General features: G+C 62.8%; 19 protein-coding genes, 2 tRNA genes and 2 pseudogenes. 6 read left to right on the top strand and 17 right to left on the bottom strand.

Annotated features, from left to right (window positions below):
• Nucleotides 1–601 precede the first annotated feature (601 nt).
• Both CO656_RS10305 and acpP read left to right on the top strand, forming a co-directional pair.
• Nucleotides 602–787, top strand: coding sequence for a hypothetical protein (locus CO656_RS10305; RefSeq protein ID WP_037425977.1), 186 nt, complete (start codon nt 602–604; stop codon nt 785–787).
• Nucleotides 788–911: 124 nt separating this feature from the next.
• Nucleotides 912–1,166, top strand: a complete 255-nt coding sequence (acpP, locus tag CO656_RS10300) for an acyl carrier protein (RefSeq protein ID WP_097525645.1) — start codon at nt 912–914, stop codon at nt 1,164–1,166.
• A gap of 276 nt (nt 1,167–1,442) precedes the next feature.
• Here the strand turns inward: acpP and CO656_RS30770 are convergent.
• From CO656_RS30770 to CO656_RS30765, 3 genes and pseudogenes are all read right to left on the bottom strand, one after another.
• Nucleotides 1,443–1,643 (bottom strand): annotated as a pseudogene (locus CO656_RS30770) (hypothetical protein); the annotation flags it as partial.
• Nucleotides 1,644–1,695: 52 nt separating this feature from the next.
• Complete coding sequence (locus CO656_RS10290) at nt 1,696–2,136, bottom strand: GcrA family cell cycle regulator (protein WP_097525644.1); 441 nt, start codon at nt 2,134–2,136, stop codon at nt 1,696–1,698.
• Nucleotides 2,133–2,376 (bottom strand): annotated as a pseudogene (locus CO656_RS30765) (hypothetical protein); the annotation flags it as partial. The gene CO656_RS10290 and the pseudogene CO656_RS30765, both read right to left, overlap by 4 nt.
• Nucleotides 2,377–2,564: 188 nt before the next feature.
• Here CO656_RS30765 and CO656_RS10280 point away from each other — a divergent pair.
• Nucleotides 2,565–2,816 carry a hypothetical protein gene (locus CO656_RS10280; protein WP_097525643.1) on the top strand — a complete coding sequence of 84 codons (252 nt, stop codon included), beginning with the start codon at nt 2,565–2,567 and terminating at the stop codon, nt 2,814–2,816.
• Nucleotides 2,817–3,198: 382 nt separating this feature from the next.
• Here the strand turns inward: CO656_RS10280 and CO656_RS10275 are convergent.
• From CO656_RS10275 to CO656_RS10230, 10 genes are all read right to left on the bottom strand, one after another.
• A tRNA-Phe gene (locus CO656_RS10275) sits at nt 3,199–3,274 on the bottom strand.
• Nucleotides 3,275–3,481: 207 nt separating this feature from the next.
• Nucleotides 3,482–3,694: a DNA gyrase inhibitor YacG gene (yacG, locus tag CO656_RS10270; protein ID WP_037425901.1), complete on the bottom strand. Its 213-nt coding sequence runs from the start codon at nt 3,692–3,694 to the stop codon at nt 3,482–3,484.
• Nucleotides 3,695–3,700: 6 nt separating this feature from the next.
• The gene (locus tag CO656_RS10265; RefSeq protein WP_097525642.1) at nt 3,701–4,321 is read right to left on the bottom strand and encodes a Maf-like protein; all 621 of its coding nucleotides are present in this window, start codon (nt 4,319–4,321) and stop codon (nt 3,701–3,703) included.
• A gap of 41 nt (nt 4,322–4,362) precedes the next feature.
• The gene (gene infA, locus CO656_RS10260) at nt 4,363–4,581 is read right to left on the bottom strand and encodes a translation initiation factor IF-1 (RefSeq protein ID WP_014327290.1); all 219 of its coding nucleotides are present in this window, start codon (nt 4,579–4,581) and stop codon (nt 4,363–4,365) included.
• A gap of 178 nt (nt 4,582–4,759) precedes the next feature.
• A complete protein-coding gene (locus tag CO656_RS10255; RefSeq protein ID WP_037425909.1) occupies nt 4,760–5,221 on the bottom strand; it encodes a low molecular weight phosphatase family protein in 462 nt (153 codons plus the stop codon).
• Between the two features lie 11 nt (nt 5,222–5,232).
• Complete coding sequence (locus CO656_RS10250) at nt 5,233–5,709, bottom strand: UPF0262 family protein (RefSeq protein ID WP_097525640.1); 477 nt, start codon at nt 5,707–5,709, stop codon at nt 5,233–5,235.
• Complete coding sequence (gene hisD, locus CO656_RS10245) at nt 5,706–7,010, bottom strand: histidinol dehydrogenase (protein WP_097525639.1); 1,305 nt, start codon at nt 7,008–7,010, stop codon at nt 5,706–5,708. Before hisD ends, CO656_RS10250 begins: the two co-directional genes overlap by 4 nt.
• Nucleotides 7,011–7,042: 32 nt before the next feature.
• The gene (locus CO656_RS10240; RefSeq protein ID WP_097525678.1) at nt 7,043–7,483 is read right to left on the bottom strand and encodes a DUF2948 family protein; all 441 of its coding nucleotides are present in this window, start codon (nt 7,481–7,483) and stop codon (nt 7,043–7,045) included.
• Nucleotides 7,484–7,639: 156 nt separating this feature from the next.
• Nucleotides 7,640–8,932, bottom strand: coding sequence for a UDP-N-acetylglucosamine 1-carboxyvinyltransferase (gene murA / locus CO656_RS10235; protein WP_097525638.1), 1,293 nt, complete (start codon nt 8,930–8,932; stop codon nt 7,640–7,642).
• A gap of 215 nt (nt 8,933–9,147) precedes the next feature.
• Complete coding sequence (locus CO656_RS10230; protein ID WP_097525637.1) at nt 9,148–9,366, bottom strand: hypothetical protein; 219 nt, start codon at nt 9,364–9,366, stop codon at nt 9,148–9,150.
• A gap of 259 nt (nt 9,367–9,625) precedes the next feature.
• Between CO656_RS10230 and CO656_RS10225 the strand changes: the two genes are divergently transcribed.
• Together CO656_RS10225 and CO656_RS30760 are read left to right on the top strand one after the other, a co-directional pair.
• Nucleotides 9,626–9,700, top strand: a tRNA-Thr gene (locus CO656_RS10225).
• 591 nt (nt 9,701–10,291) lie between these two features.
• The gene (locus CO656_RS30760) at nt 10,292–10,498 is read left to right on the top strand and encodes a hypothetical protein (RefSeq protein ID WP_050988378.1); all 207 of its coding nucleotides are present in this window, start codon (nt 10,292–10,294) and stop codon (nt 10,496–10,498) included.
• Between the two features lie 176 nt (nt 10,499–10,674).
• Here CO656_RS30760 and CO656_RS10210 read toward each other — a convergent pair whose 3' ends face one another.
• Nucleotides 10,675–12,939, bottom strand: a complete 2,265-nt coding sequence (locus CO656_RS10210; protein ID WP_097525636.1) for a PBP1A family penicillin-binding protein — start codon at nt 12,937–12,939, stop codon at nt 10,675–10,677.
• 244 nt (nt 12,940–13,183) lie between these two features.
• On the opposite strand from CO656_RS10210, the gene CO656_RS10205 reads away from it, so the two are divergent.
• Nucleotides 13,184–13,330 (top strand): hypothetical protein, encoded by a 147-nt coding sequence (locus tag CO656_RS10205; protein ID WP_082912172.1) that lies wholly within the window; start codon nt 13,184–13,186, stop codon nt 13,328–13,330.
• A gap of 366 nt (nt 13,331–13,696) precedes the next feature.
• Here CO656_RS10205 and CO656_RS10200 read toward each other — a convergent pair whose 3' ends face one another.
• From CO656_RS10200 to pncA, 3 genes are all read right to left on the bottom strand, one after another.
• Nucleotides 13,697–13,909, bottom strand: coding sequence for a hypothetical protein (locus CO656_RS10200; RefSeq protein ID WP_037378445.1), 213 nt, complete (start codon nt 13,907–13,909; stop codon nt 13,697–13,699).
• 261 nt (nt 13,910–14,170) lie between these two features.
• The gene (gene pncB, locus CO656_RS10195) at nt 14,171–15,475 is read right to left on the bottom strand and encodes a nicotinate phosphoribosyltransferase (RefSeq protein WP_037425925.1); all 1,305 of its coding nucleotides are present in this window, start codon (nt 15,473–15,475) and stop codon (nt 14,171–14,173) included.
• A 66-nt stretch (nt 15,476–15,541) separates the two neighbouring features.
• Nucleotides 15,542–16,141, bottom strand: a complete 600-nt coding sequence (gene pncA, locus CO656_RS10190; RefSeq protein WP_097525635.1) for a bifunctional nicotinamidase/pyrazinamidase — start codon at nt 16,139–16,141, stop codon at nt 15,542–15,544.
• Between the last annotated feature and the right edge of the window lie 43 nt (nt 16,142–16,184).

Here is a 16,184-nt window from a genome sequence, read left to right as displayed (position 1 = left end):
CGTTGGCGAGATGCTGGATACTACCGAAGAAGAGTACAAGCTCTGGCGGTTCTTCGACACGATCGAGGAACGAGACACTTGGATTGAATGGCTGGACGCGCCGTCAAAGCCGCGGGTCATCTCGCTTGTGAAGCCGACCAATTAAGCAAGACGAAGATCAGCAACCAATCGTAGGTCATCTGCGGACCACCTGATCGAGCCGATAGCCCTTGGCTGCCCATTCGTTCAGCACCGAGGCTGGCGAGCTACCGGGCTGCTCTACGCCGACATGAAGGTGGAACTTACCTCGACCAGGCGCCGTTTATTGCGATCTCCTGTTGGTCCTTGGGTTTAGGACCTTCGTCACCACCGAGTATGATGGGGAGACGGCGAGATAGGCGAGTTGCATAAAAGATGGCCTCTGAATTGGATTTGGACAGCGACCGTCTTATGAAGCTGGCCTAGCCAAAACAAGATCAAAGCACCACGATCCTTCGCCATCGCGCTTGACGAGCACGACCCAATCATACGTCGAAAGCGTTCAGTTTATTGACGAGATAGGGTTCATTAGTTGCCCCTGCTATACTTCGACGGAAGCTTTACGCTCGAAGAGGACAAACTCATGTGGCTCAAATTGCACGACAACAATGGACCTATCTTCATCAACATGGACAATGTCACGCACTTCCAGCGGGTAGAAGGACAGCGGCGAACCACCCTCACCTTCGTCGCCAACAGCGGGACCTGCGTGACGCACCAGGTTCAAGAGTCACCCGACGAGATCATGGAAATGCTGTGGGAAGAGTGACACAGGCCCCGCTCTTCACGGCAGGGAGGGAGTCCGATGAGTTGGTAGAAACGCGAAGAAGGCCTAGACGATGGAAATTTCAGGATTACCTTCGCGTGACGCCTCACACCAAGAGAGGACACCGATGGGAAACTCCAGAGCCGAAGTTGCTGGCCGCGTAAGGGAAATCATCATCGAGCAATTGGGCGTAGATGCTGCCCTCGCTGTGGATGATGCGTCCATCGTCGAGGACCTCGGCGCTGACTCTCTCGAACTCGCTCAGATCGTGATGATGATCGAGGACGAGTTTGATGTCGAAATACCAGAAGAAGCGGCTGACGCCATTACAACGGTTGGAACTGCAATCGACTTCGTTGTAGCGTCGACTGCTAAGAGCTAGCGCGCGAAACGCCGGGGCTTATCTCCTAGACACAAAAAAGGCCGGGGCGAAACCGCACCGACCTTCCTCATCACCGCTTACCAAACCAGTGCCAGTACATCCGTGGTCAAAAGTCGAAAGCGATGCGGCAACTGCGAGCGGCGAGTCATTTCAGCGCTCATAGCAATGCCGATGCACGGGTGTATAGGTGCCGATTGTGTTCAAAACAAGTTCCGGAGACCGCGACCTGAATTTTGGGCGCTCTCCTACCGCCTTTCTCGGCGGTCCGGCCAATAAGCGCTTCTGGATGATCTTGTTCGTCCGATGGTGCTTAAGCTCGGCGTGGAAAGACGGCATGAAGATGTCGACGCCATCCTTGCGGCAGTTCCGCTCGATGATCGACTCCATGCGCCGGCTTTCCGGCAGGCGGCCGTCCGCTGCGGCCATCCGCTGATGACATGGTGCAACCCTGATCGCATACCAACGTGATCTCTTCATGCTTGTCCCTCGTTCGTCAGTGTTGACGCTGCGCAACAATTCGCCAGCATGATCACCTCTGCTTCTTGGTGCGGTAGGTAGATAAGGATCTGGATTGATGGTGTTGGCAGTATTTCCCGGCAGTCTTGGCCGCGCAGAAAAGGTAGGGCCCGCCGTTGTTGAGGGGCCACTTGCATTCGCCGGGAAGCAAATCCACTAGATGCTTGGCATATGGCAAACGCTTCGCATCGTAATTGGAGACCGGGATTGGCTCTGCCTCGTGCGGCGTGTACAGCTTACGCGTTTCAACCTTCCTTGGAGGGCATGCGGCCTTTTCGGGCCTCGTACTCCTAGATCGTTGTTTCTCCGGGAAAAACGCGCGATTTCGAAATGCGATCCCGACAATCACGTTTCGGCTGACACCGAAGCGACTTGCGATCTGCGAGGCGGAAAGATCATCCCTCCAAAGTTTCGAGGCGGCCTCGATGTCGACGGGGCGGTGCTGGATAGTCATGCCGCTTGCTCCTCTTGCGTGGGCTCTGCAGAATCGACCTTTGCCTGCATCTTGCGGCGTAGGACAGCTGCTCAGCGCTGACTTCTTTTGCGTCGGGAAGTGCCAGCATCCGCGCGAGCTCGTCGGCGGCTCCGGTGAGATTGTCGTTTCCTGGACCTTCAGACGCGTGTGCATGGCGCTCCGGTTGACGCGGACTGCGATCGGGGACCAAACCTCGTCGATGGCCCACAGGAGGAGGGACTTCCTCAATTTGTGTGGTTCACTCGCCGTAGACACGATGCCGCTATGAGCGGGCATGCAAACCAAAACGAAATGGTCGCCCAGCGCAGGGGCTGGGTGTCGCGCTCACAGATGATGATGGTTGGGTTGTTTCCGCTGCCGGACCGGCCTGCGGCATTTGCCCTGCGGACGGCGGACCCGAAATCGGCATGGCTAAGGATCCGATGCTGATCGGCCTGATCGCCAAAGCGCATCTCTATCTCGAAGCGCTGACCGATGGCTCGGGCGCAGCCCACACCGAAGTGGCCAAGCGACTGGGCGTCCATGGTCCCGACATCAGCCGCGTCTTGCCGATGGCCTTCCTCTCGCCCCGGATCACCGAAGCAATCCTGACGGGCCAGCAGGCCGCCGATCTCACCATCGCCAAGCTCACCCGCATTCTGGGCATGCCGATGAGCTGACAGGAGCAGCATGCCTTGTTAAGCGCCTGACGATCACATCGCAGCATCACCAGCGGAACATCGCGGCTCGCCTCCGGCGTCGGAAGCGGGCCGCAGGCTTTTGCATCGTCTCGCCTTCACGGTCCGCCAGGTCGCCAGCCAAGACGGCTGAAGGAACGCCGCGGACCGGACAAGGGAAACAGTCGCAAGAAAAATGGCAGCCAAAATAAAAATTATTTTGGCGGGCGGGAATGGCCTTCTGAGACCGGGCGGCCAAAAGCAGAGAATGAGACGCGAAAGCCAGAGAAAATGCCCGTTCACTCGACGAAAATATCGGCTATCTCGCGGAAATGTCGCGACAATTCTAAGATGGGATAGACTGTGCTTTTTGGGGAGGACTGAATGGTGCCCGGAGGCGGATTCGAACCACCGACACGCGGATTTTCAATCCGCTGCTCTACCAACTGAGCTATCCGGGCATCCTGCCTTCGGCAGCGGCTTTCGCTTTCGAAACCGTCGGGGCGCTTGGTTCGCCCCGGAAGCGAGCGGGGTTATAGCATCTTGTTCGGCGGTGTCCAGCACCAAATGACTCTTTTTCGAAGGAAATCCCCGGGGCGTGGAAAAGCCGTGAAAAGCGAAGGGATTCAGCAGGATCGGAGCAGGCTTCGGCGCCTTGCGCCGCGCTGTCAGCGATCCTCGTCGTCGTCGGCCTTCGACTCGTCGTCGGCGACGGGGATGGCGTAGGAGCCGGAAAGCCAGCGGTTGAGGTCCACGTTGCGGCAGCGCTCAGAGCAGAAGGGATAGTGCTCGCGCACCGACGGGCGGCCGCATTCCGGGCAGGGCCGAGTCGGGCGCAGGGGTTCGACATTCGAACTCTTCTTCTTGCCTTCGCCGCTCACCTGTCTTCAGCCTTCCAGCCAGCGACCGTGGACGTCGTACCCCTCGCCGATGAGGAGACTGACGGTCTCGTAGAGCGGCAAGCCTACCACATTGGTGTAGGAGCCGACGAGCTTGACGACGAAACTTCCGGCGATGCCCTGGATGCCGTAGCCGCCGGCCTTGCCGCGCCATTGGCCGGAGGCGAGATAGGTCTCGATGTCAAGGCCCGAAAGGCGCTTGAAGCGCACCTTGGTGTCGACGACCTTCTGGCGGAGCGTCCTATCCGGCGTAACGAGGCAGATGCCGGTATAGACACGATGGCTGCGGCCGGAAAGAAGGTGCAGCGCACTCGACGCTTCACTGACGAGCTCCGGCTTCGGCAGGATACGGCGGCCGACGCAGACGACCGTGTCGGCCGCGAGAATGTAGCTCCCGTCCCAGCCCGGCTCTCCCTTGATCGCCGCCAGCGCCGCCTTCGCCTTCTCGGCGGAAAGCCGGCGGGCGAGCGAGCGGGGGTGCTCGGCGCGCTTGGGCGTCTCGTCGAGGTCCATCGGCAGCAGGCGCACCGGCTCGATGCCGGCCTGCGCCAAGAGTTCGACGCGACGCGGCGATCCGGAGGCCAATATCAGCTTTTGGGTGACTGTCATGGAAACGAGCCGCGAATCCCGGAGGTTACCGCCGCTAACGCTTACTTGAAGCGGTAGGTGATGCGGCCCTTGGTCAGGTCGTAGGGGGTCATCTCGACCAGCACCTTGTCGCCGGCGAGAACGCGGATGCGATTCTTGCGCATGCGGCCGGCCGTGTGGGCGATGATCTCATGGTCGTTCTCAAGCTTCACGCGGAAGGTCGCGTTGGGAAGCAATTCGGTGACCACGCCCGGAAATTCGAGGACTTCTTCTTTCGCCATAAAGGATGATGCTTTCTCATGTTCAAGAGCGGATGCGCCACGCATCCTTGAAAAATTTGCCGGAAACTACACAATCGCCATGGATTTGTGAACCCGCCTTGATGCCCGTTTTTTCCTGAATTCTACCCTGCGCTGCCGCTGTCGCTTTCATCCATGCAAAAGCGAAGGGCGCCGGCCCTCAGCCGACCTTCTCGCGGCCGGCGAGCCGGCTGGCGATCAGGCCGGCGAGGTGGTCCCTGACGGCGCGATAGGCGCCGACGATCTGGTCGCGCGTGCCGGTCGCCACCGTCGGATCCGGCGTCGGCCAGTAGACGACGTCCACCGCCATCGAGCGGGTCAGTTCCAGCGCCTTGTGATGGGCCTCCGGCGCCAGCGTGACGATCACGTCGAAGTAGTCGTCTTCGAGCTCTTCGAGCGTGCGCGGCTGGTGGCGGCCGATCGACAGGCCGATCTCCTCGAGGACCACATCGACGAAGGGGTCGCGCTCGCCCTGCCGCACGCCGGCCGAGGCCACATAGGTTCCCTTCGGCAAAGCGGCTTTGGCGAGCGCCTCGGCGATCGGCGAGCGGATCGCGTTCATGCCGCACATGAACAGTATCGAGCGGGGCATCTTCGATCCTGGCTCGGCGATGCCGCTCATCTCCGCCTCCGTCAGCCGCGCCAATAGAGCACGCAGACCAGGGTGAAAAGGCGCCGCGCCGTGTCGAAATCCAGCCTGATCTTGCCGGAAAGCCGATCCATCAGCGTCTGCGAGCCCTCGTTGTGGATGCCGCGGCGGCCCATGTCGATCGCCTCGATCTGACTCGGCGTCGCCGTGCGGATCGCCTCGTAATAGCTTTCGCAGATCAGGAAATAGTCCTTCACGATGCGGCGAAAGGGGGTGAGCGACAGAATATGGGTGGCAACCGCATCGCCGCCGTCGGTCGAGATAGCAAAGACGAGCTTCGAGTCGACCAGCGACAGATTGAGCCGATAGGGACCGCCCGGGTGGCCGACCGGCTCGAACAGGTTCTCTTCCAAAAGATCGAAGATCGCAACCGCGCGCTCGTGCTCGACGTCCGGCGTCGAGCGGCCGATCGTCTCGTCCAGCACGACATCGCAGAGGCGCAAGTGGCGATCGGCCCTCATCCGGCGTCCTCGAGATTGAGGCGGATGGCAACCGAGCGGGCATGGGCCTCCAGCCCTTCCGATTTGGCAAGCGCGATCGCCGCCGGGCCGAGAATGCGCAGCTGCTCGGGCCCGAGCCTGAGGATCGAGGTCCGCTTCATATAGTCGAGCACGCCGAGGCCAGAGGAGAAGCGCGCCGAGCGCGCCGTCGGCAGCACATGGTTGGAGCCGCCGACATAGTCGCCGATCACCTCCGGCGTGTGGCGGCCGATGAAGATGGCGCCGGCATTGCGGATCTTCGGCACCACCGAATCCGGATCAGCCATCGCCAGCTCCAGATGCTCGGCGGCGATGCGGTTGGCGAGCGGCACCGCCTTGTCGAGGTCCGGCACCAGGATCACGGCACCGAAATCGCGCCAGCTCGCCGCCGCCGTCTCGGCGCGCGGCAGCGTCTTCAGCTGGCGCTCGACCGCCTGCTCGACCGCCGCACCGAAGGCGGCGTCATCGGTGATCAGGATCGCCTGGGCGCCGGCATCATGCTCGGCCTGGGCCAGCAGATCGGCGGCGATCCAATCCGGATCGTTGTCGCCATCGGCGATCACCAGAACCTCGGAGGGGCCGGCGATCATGTCGATGCCGACGGTGCCGAAGACCTGCCGCTTGGCGGCCGCCACATAGGCGTTGCCGGGGCCCATGATCTTTGCGACCGGCTGGATCGTCTCCGTGCCGTAGGCAAGCGCCGCGATCGCCTGGGCGCCGCCGATACGATAGATTTCCTCGACACCGGCAAGCCTTGCCGCCGACAGCACGGCGGGGTTGATCGCACCGCCCCTTGTCGGCACGACCATGACGATGCGCGGCACGCCGGCGACCTTGGCCGGCAGCGCGTTCATCAGCACCGAGCTCGGATAGCTGGCGGTGCCGCCCGGAACGTAAAGCCCGACCGCATCGATCGCCGTCCAGCGCGAGCCGAGGCCGACGCCCATGGCATCCTCGTATAGATCGTCCTTCGGCAGCTGCCGGCGGTGATGCGCCTCGATGCGGGTCGCCGCGACCTTGAGCGCGCCGAGCACCTCCGGGGCGACCGCGTCGATCGCCGCGTCGATCTCGGCCGGGCTGACCGCCATCGGCGCGACGACGAAATCGACGCCGTCGAAGCGGGCGGAATAGTCGGCGAGCGCGGCGTCGCCGCGGGCCCGCACGTCGTCGATGATGGCGCGCACGGCGGCGTTGACGTCCTCGGAGACCTCCCGCTTGGTCGTCAGGAAGGCGGCGAAGTCACGTTCGAAGCCGCTGTCGAGAAAGTTCAACCGGATTGCCAATGCGATGATCCTCTTGGTGGTGCGGCCTCTGCTCAGTCGCCTTCGGGATGGCGCGGCCTGAACGCGGTTTCCCACGCCCCGCCGGTATCGGCAAGCTGCGCCTCGATGCATTCCACATCGAGCGCGATCGAGGCATCGCCGGCAAGCACGATCTCGACCGTGCCCTCGGGGCCCTCCCCCTTGACCAGGAAGCGCAGCGCCAGCAGATCGAGCACCGCTTCCATGTCGGTCCGGTCGAAGCCGAGCGAGCGCACGGCGGTGACACACTTGAACAGCAGCAGGGCGCGGCGCCGCTCGAAGCTCTTGCGCTTGCCTTCCGCCTTCTCCCAGACGAAGCGGTTGATGACGAGGGAAAACTGACGACGGCGCGGATCATAATGAATGCCGGCCACCTTGAAGACTGCGTCCTGCACATGAGCGGAAACGACCCCCAGGTCTTCCTCGTCGAGTGCCAGCAGCTTCAAAGCATCCATGCGATCCATCCCGTCCCATTCATGGCCCCACATATAAGCAGGTGGTCGCAAAGGACATAAGACGTCGCGCCCGAAACCGCAACGGTTTCAGGCGCGGGATTTTTGTGCATGTCGTGATCCCAAAACCGGCACACTTTTGGGCGACATGCATCCGGGTCAATCGCTGACGCGTTCCACATGGGCGCCGCAGCGCGTCAGCTTCTCTTCCAGCCGCTCGAAGCCGCGGTCGAGGTGGTAGACGCGCGAGACCATCGTCTCGCCCTCGGCGGCAAGCCCGGCGATAACCAGCGACACGGAGGCGCGCAGGTCGGTCGCCATTACCGGGGCGCCCTTCAGGCGGCTGACGCCCTCTATTTTCGCCGTTTGGCCGGACAGCGAGATCTTCGCGCCGAGCCGCGCCAGTTCCTGCACATGCATGAAGCGGTTCTCGAAGATCGTCTCGGTGATATGGGAAACGCCGCTCGACTTGGTCATCAGGCCCATGAACTGGGCCTGCAGGTCGGTCGGGAAGCCCGGGAAGGGATCGGTGACGATATCGACCGGCCGGATGCCGGCGCCGTTGCGCACGACGCGGATGCCGCTGTTCGTCTCGCTGATCTCGGCGCCGGTGCGGCGGATCGCCTCGAGCGCGGTCGCGAGCAGGCTCGAATCCGTGTCCTCGAGGATCACGTCGCCGCCGGTCATCGCCACGGCCATGGCATAGGTGCCCGTCTCGATCCGGTCGGGCAGCACCCGGTGGCGGGCGCCCGACAGCGAGCGCACGCCTTCAATGGTGATCGTGCCGGTGCCGGCACCGGTGATCTTCGCGCCCATGGCGTTCAGGCACTTGGCAAGATCGGCGACCTCGGGCTCGCGCGCCGCATTGCCGATCACCGTTGTGCCGTTGGCAAGCGTCGCCGCCATCATCAGCACATGGGTGGCGCCGACGGAGACCTTCGGAAACACATAGCGCCCGCCGGTAAGCCCGCCTTCCGGCGCCGTGGCGTCGATATAGCCACCGTCGATCTCGATATTGGCGCCGAGCGCCGCCAGGCCCTCGATGAAGAGATCGACCGGCCGGGTGCCGATGGCGCAGCCGCCCGGCAGCGAGACGCGCGCCTTGCCTTCGCGGGCAAGCAGCGGCCCGATCACCCAGAAGCTCGCCCGCATTTTCGATACGAGCTCGTAGGGGGCTGTGGTCGAGACGATGTTGCGGCTGGTGAAATGGATGGTGCGGGCGTAGCTCTCGCCCTGGCGCTCGCGCCGGCCGTTGACGGAGATGTCGGCGCCGTGATTGCCGAGGATGCGGATCAGCTGCTCGACATCGGCGAGATGCGGCACGTTTTCGAGCGTCAGCGTATCGTCGGTCAGGAGCGATGCGATCATCAGCGGCAGAGCGGCATTCTTCGCGCCGGAAATGGGGATGACCCCGTGGAGTTGATTTCCGCCTACGATCCTGATGCGATCCATGAGACCTCTCGCACGGGCGCCGCCCGCTTTCTTGAAATTCCGGTGTTGCTGAAGGGCGTCTCTTATTGGAGATGCCGCGAAATTAGAAGTGCCTTGAAATGCGTGTCGACAAGAAAGCGGATGCCCGCAGGGTGTGCGGTATTCGTCCTCCGCCGCCACTTTCCTTCATGCATGCCGTCATCCCAAAACCGCTGCACACTTTTGGGCGACATGCATTAATCTTCCGATTCGTCCGATTTTGCGGCGGGCAGCCCGGATGTCTCGTCGGCGTCGCCGGCCCGGCGGGCCCGCGCCTGCTGCTTGCGGCGCTGGAGATTGTCGCGCAGCGTCTTCGCCAGCCGCTGCCGCCTCGCCTCGGCTTCGTTCACGCCCTTCTCAACACCGCTTCGCGGCCCCGGCGCGCGCTCCTTGTCGTCGTCGTTCTGCATGATCATGGATTAGCGCAAAAGCGGGCGCCCCGGAAGCAGCAAGAGGATTTCGGACCGAGAGAAATGCGAAAAAACAAAGGCGAATTTTCAGCCACGATCTAGCCCAACCTATTGAAACCAGCGGCATTTGCGATCCGATACCGGGCCTGCCGCATGCCGGCATGTCCCAACCCGACCAAAAACTTCGAAATGCGGCTTGCGCTCTCCCGCAAGCTATGGCAATAGGCCCCTCGCTTGCTGCGGCGTACTCGAAACGCCGCCGGATGCTGCTATAGCTCAGGGGTAGAGCACTCCCTTGGTAAGGGAGAGGCCGAGAGTTCAAATCTCTCTAGCAGCACCAGTTTTCTCAATAAAATCATCGTATTTGCAGAGCGGCACGGCTCCCGGGTTGAGGCCAGGATGAGCGGAGCGTAACGTATTGTCGCGCAAAAGGTTCCCGCCGGATCCCTCAGTAATTCGCATGTGCCAGGACGCACATCGAGCAGCCCGCAAGATGTACTTTCCGCCGCCGATTTGGGAGATTTTCTCAAGGCCAAACGGGGGAGCAGAATGCGCAGTTACCACGTCGGAGAATAATCCCCCTCCGGTGTGCGCCACGCGGGACCCAGAGCATCGCCGTATACCCTCCGGCAGGTCTGGGACTCGGGTTAGCTCCGCGCCTCTGGGCCCCGTCCCGTGTGAGTGCCGCTTTGCCCGCCCGGCCTTATTAGCTTTGACTGCGTTCAATAGGTCGCCTGTTGCCTCGGCGACTTGTGCCCGCGCGCACGGGACTTTAGGACCTTAGTCTTAGGAGACCGCGACAAAGGTCTTAGCCCAATTTTTCCAACGGCTTAGCGGCATATTCTACCCCTTTGAAGGGGCCTGTAATCCTTGACTGTAACGTGTGCTGTGAGAACCTTTAGTCTGTGAGGTTGTAGTAGTAGGGGCAGTCATGGCGACAATGGTTCACACCGAAAACGTGGATAGGCGGACGTTCGATGACGACGACGTGGAGTTGGCGCTCGTCCTCGCCTGCGAATTGCTTGAGATGACGCGAGAATCGATAATCCGACTCATCATTCGCGAGTGGCTACACGGATACGGCTTTCTGCCAATCCAGGAATTGGACGAGGGAAGCGAGACAGAGCGTAGCGCATGATCGCGCGTCGCTTAGCGAAGTGTCGTGACACCTTCTCAACACGGAAGACTGCACTAAGCTTCACTGCCTCACCCCACCTGGACACGATCAGTCTTCTGAGCTTGGACTTGGGCGCACAGAAGAAGCTCAACCGACCGAAGACACTTCAGGCACGGCACTGCGCCGCCCTTCGATCTCTACTTCTCGCAAAGCCTCCGCGGTCCGTAATACGGCTGGAACGTGCAATCATCCGGTCGGAACGACCGATACGCCCTGGCACAGGCGCGGAAGTTGCAAGCTGGCGCCGAGCCCGCCACTTGTGCACCCGGCTCCTGCGGAGTGCCCTCGGCCAGTGCCGCGGTCATGAAGTTTTTCCAGATCCGCGCCGGCAGCTTGCCGCCGGTCACGTCCTTCATCGGCGTTTCGTCGTCGTTGCCGACCCAGACGCCGACGATCAGTGGTTCGGTGAAGCCGACGAACCAGGCGTCGCGGTGGTTCTGGCTGGTGCCGGTCTTGCCTGCGGCGAGCATGCCGATATCGGCCTCGCGGCCGGTGCCGCGCTCGACGACGAGCCGCAAGAGCGAAACGAGATCCGATCGGTACTGGCTGATATCGGTGGTGGCCTCCCTGGAAGGGCCGACGCGGAAGGCCTGCGGCTGGCCCTCGGCATGGAGCGACTCGATGCCCCAGGGCTCGATCGGCGCCCGGCCGGCCCTGACGGAAGCATAGGCGCCGGTGAGGTCGAGCAGGTTCACCTCCGAGGAACCAAGCGCGAGGCTCGGCGTGTCGGCAAGCTTGGCGTCGATGCCGAGTTCCCGGGCAGAGGCGATGACCTCGTCGATGCCGACCTCCATGGCGAGCGCCACGGTCGCCGCGTTCAGCGACCGCGCAAAGGCCTCGGCAATGCTGACGACGCCGCTATAGCCGCCGCCGAAATTCTCCGGCGACCAGCCGTTGATTTCGATCGGCGCATCCTCGACCGGGTCGAACGGCGTCAGCCCACGCTTCAGGGCGGCGTAGTAGACGAACAGCTTGAAGGCCGAGCCGGGCTGGCGCATCGCCGAAAAGGCGCGGTTGAAGGTGCTCTTGGTATAGTCGCGGCCGCCGACCATGGCGACGACGGCGCCCTCCGGCGTCATCGCCACCAGGGCGGCCTGCGAGACGCCCGCCTTGGTCCCCTCGCGTTTCAGCGCGTCAGCGACGACCTTTTCGGCGATCGCCTGAAGCCGCGGCACCATGGTGGTCCTGACCTTGATCGTGCCGCGATAGGGGCCGGCGAGCTCGCGGGCGTCCTGCATGATCCAGTCGGCAAACCAGCTTCCCGAGCGGACCGCCGGGCTGGTCGGCTGCAGCTTGCCGAAGTCGGCGCGGGCGACCTTCGCCTCATCCTGAGTGATCCGGTTGCCCTTGACCATCGCATCGAGGACCAGTTCCGCCTGCTGGCGGGCGCCCTCCGGATTGGTGAGCGGATTGAGCTGCGAGGGGGCGCGGATGATCGCCGCCAGCATCGCCGACTCGCCGATCGAAAGCGCCGAGACCTCCTTGTCGAAATAGATGCGCGCCGCCGCCGGCACGCCGGTGGCGCCGGCACCGAGATAGATATTGTTCAGATAGCGGGTGAGGATCTCGTCCTTGCCGAGCTTGCGCTCCAGCCAGAAGGCGATCACCGCCTCCTGGATCTTCCGCTTCCAGGTGCGGTCGCGCTCGAGATAGAGGATCTTGATCAGCTGCTGCGTGATGGTGCTGCCGCCCTGCACGACCTCGCCGGCGCCGAGATTGGTGTAGAGCGCCCGGGCGATGCCCCTCAGATCAATGCCGGAATGCTCATAGAAGCGTCGGTCCTCCCTGGCAAGCACCGCCTCGATCAGGTGCGGCGGAAAATCCGCGCGCGCCGCGTAGGATCCCTGGAACGGCCCCTGGCTCACCAGAGGCTTGCCGTCGGCGGTTTCCAGCACGACGACCGGCTTCAGCGAGCCCTCGGCGATTTCGTTCCAGGGGACATCGCGGAGCGCCCAGGCGAAGACGACGGCCAGCAGCACGAACGACGTTACGGCCGCCGCCGCTGCGCTCCGCAGCAGGATAGCGCGACGGCCGGCCGGACGCTTCGGTAAGGCCGGGCGGTCTTCGGTTGCCGCGCCGCGCCGCGCCTTCAGCCATTGGCCGGCTGATCTGCCCGCCGAACCGGCGGCTTCGGCCTTGCTGCTCGAGCTCCGCCGCAGCCGCTCTAGGGCGTCGCGCGCGGCAGCGCCGGATTTCTCACCGGCCCGACGGGCCGCAACCGGCACTTCCTCCCCAAGCGCCCGGCCAAGTCTCATCAGCGCACGGCCGAGCCCGGCGAATGCTCTCCTGGTTTTTGCAAATGCGTCGCCATCCGCGCGGCCCGGGTGATCTCGGCTCGGCACGGCTTCTTCCGGCCCCTGGTCCTCCGGGCCAATCTTCGACGCGGCATCGCTTTGCGCCATCCGTGCTCTCGATCGATCTATCACCCATGCGCAGAACGCATCGGCCGGCGAGTGGTTGCCAGAAACATGTCCAAAACATGGTGGCGCCGCATGATTGTTGCAGACCGCCCGCCAACCCCGTGAAGACATCGTTAACCATATCCACCGTTACTCGGGGAACAGCCGGGTCGCCGCCACAGGAATATCTCCATTTCACGCTTTGACAGCCGCAGCGGCAATTCACGCCTTCCTGGAGGACATGGGGATGATCAAATCGGGGCTCGGCGCCACCATCGCCGTTCTCGTCGTGTCGATCGTAGTATCCGGCATTCTCCATGTCGCGCTAACGCAGCACAGGATACAGGCGAACGCCGCCATCTCCGGCGAGATCACCTCGTCGATCCCGCGGTGACGGTCGCAGTGCGCGACAGCAACCTGCTGCGCTTCTTCGATTGTGGTACCGCCGTGCCCCACCTTCGACCCTCATTCCTGTGCTTGTCACAGGAATCCAGCCAGCCAAGTCCTTGGCTGAAAGACTCTTGCGCGCCGCCGACGCAGCGCTGCTGGATCCCTGTGACAAGCACAGGGATGAGGGCGGAAAAGCCGCCACCACCGTCCCAATTGCCGAGAGTCGCGTACTGTGACGTCTAAAGGATACACGGCACTGTAGGCGACGCGATGCTTCGACCCGCGCGCTTCGCTGACCGGTCTCTGAAGGCACACGCCCGCCTCCGTCCAACCAGCCGCACGGAACGCTGGATGATGCTGTCGCTGGGTCTTAGAAGGCGCGCTGGCGCGGCTCCGGGCGGAAATCTCCGAGTTGCGCAAGCAGCTCGTCGCAGGAGCACTTCCTCCTGTCCATCAAGTCGAGGATGCGGCGGGCGGCTCTGTTGGCCTCTGCTCCATCCTTGCCGACATTGTGCAGGGCGCACCAAACATCGAGTGCTCCGCGCATGACGTCGACGTCATCAGGCGAATAGGCTTGACGCACGAACCCCTCCCAAGGTGTACCTCAATGGGCGCATCATGGGGTATTCTGGGGGAAATACAAGAAAATAGTGAGGGACCCCAATAAGTCATATAATTGCGACATCGCGGCGCCGCTTTTTGATCGCCGCGGGTGCTAACCTCAGCTTGCCGTCCGCCGATAACGGAAGCTTAAGATTTCAACCATTAGTATGATGCCGCGATGGTGGACAATCGCACTCCTTCTTGAAACCGGCTCAGCCGGTTTCTTTTTTAGGATCATTGCTCACACCCGGACGCTCTGTTCGACGAAATCCTCCGTTCCGAAGAACTTCAGATAGCGCTGCACCTCGGCCGGGTCGCCGGTCGCCTTGCGCGGATTGTCCGACAGCTTGACGGCCGGACGGCCGTTGGCTTCGCTGACCTTGCAGACGATCGAAATCGGGTTGAGGCCGCTGATCTCGGTCGGCGCGCAGCCGGCGAAATCATTGGTCAGGTTGGTCCCCCAGCCGAAGCTCATACGCACGCGCCCCTCGAAATGGCGGTAGGTCTTGATGATCGTGTCGACGTCGAGCCCGTCGGAAAAGATCAACAGCTTGTCCTGCGGATCCCGGCCCATTTTCTTCCACCAGGCGACGATCTTCTCGCCGCCCTCGATCGGCGGGGCGCTGTCGGGCCGAAAGCCGGTCCAGTCCGCCACCCAGTCGGGCGCGTTGCGCAAGAAGGCGGCGGTTCCGAAGGCATCCGGCAGAACGATCAGCAGATTGCCGCCATAGAGCTGGTTCCAGTCCTGCAGCACCTTGTAGGGGGCGGCGGCGAGCTCCCGGTCGTTGCGGGCAAGGGCTGCGGCCACCATCGGCAGTTCGTGGGCGTTGGTGCCGAGCGCCTCGAGATCGTTATCCATGGCGAGAAGCACGTTGCTCGAGCCGGAGAAAGAGGCGCCGATGCCTTCCTTCAGCGCCTCCACGCACCAGCGCTGCCACAGGAAGCTGTGCCGGCGGCGGGTGCCGAAGTCGGAAATCCGCAGGTTCGGATAGTGCCGCAGTTGCTCGACCTTCGACCACATCTTGGCCTTGGCGCGCGCATAGAGCACGTCGAGCGTGAAGGGACCGAGGCCCTTCATCGCGGCGCGCGAGCGCAGTTCGTTGATGATCGCCAGCGCCGGGATCTCCCACATGGTGGTCTCGACCCAGCGGCCGCGGAAGGTCAGCTCGAACTGGCCGTCGCGGCGCGACAGCTCGTATTCGGGCAAGCGGAACTTCGCGAGCCAGGAGAGGAATTCCGGCGAGAAGATCTGCTTGCGGCCGTAGAATGTGTTACCGGCTAGCCATATCATCTCCTTCTTGGTGAAGCGCAGGGTGCGGGCATGATCGAGCTGGTCGCGCAGTTCCTGTTCGTCAATTTCCTCGGCAAGCCGCACGGTTTTTGTGCGGTTGATCAGCGAGAAGGTCGCGTCGACATCCGGATAGAGCTGCCAGATCATCTGCAGCATCAGGAGCTTGTAGAAGTCCGTGTCCAACAGGCTGCGGATGATCGGGTCGAGCTTCCAGGTGTGGTTATAGACCCGCCGCGCGATATCGGTCTTTGGCATCTGAGACTTCGCTCCTTCTGGATCGCCATGGGACCGCGGCGATCGATTGATCCTGCGCCGGCGCGGCTAGATCAGTTCAACGCCCGCGTCGCGCATGCGCCCGGTCATCGCGGCCAGCGATCCATTCAGATCGATGCCGCGACAGGCACCGAGCACGACGGAGGTCGAAAAACCCTGGGCAACCGCATCGAGCGCCGAATAGGCGACGCAGAAATCCGTTGCCAGACCGCAGAGCGACAGTTTGGAGATGCCGCGCTCGCGCAGGTAGCCGGCAAGCCCCGTCGGGGTCCGATGATCGTTCTCGAAGAAGGCGGAATAGCTGTCGATGCCCGTGCGGAAGCCCTTGCGCACCACCAGTTCCGCCGGCGTCCATCGCAGGCCGGGATGAAAATCGGCTCCCGGACTTCCCTGGACGCAGTGATCCGGCCAGAGCGTCTGTTCGCCATAGGGCATCGTCACCGTCTGGAAAGGCGCCTTGCCGGGATAGCTCGAAGCGAAGCTCGAATGCCCGGCCGGGTGCCAGTCCTGCGTCAGGATGACGTGCGGCGCGGCTTCGATCAGGCGGTTGACGATCGGCACGATGTCATCGCCGCCCGCCACGGCAAGCGCGCCCCCGGGGCAGAAGTCGTTCTGCATGTCGATGACGATCAGGGCGTCTTCAGCCATGGGCCACTCCTCGCGATCGCCGACCGGCAGAGCCGGCAAATCG

Origin of the sequence: Sinorhizobium sp. FG01 (assembly GCF_002531875.1) — a bacterium.
Lineage (GTDB): Bacteria > Pseudomonadota > Alphaproteobacteria > Rhizobiales > Rhizobiaceae > Sinorhizobium > Sinorhizobium fredii_C.
Note: the sequence above shows the minus strand (reverse complement) of the source record. Positions and strands in the feature narration are given on the sequence as shown.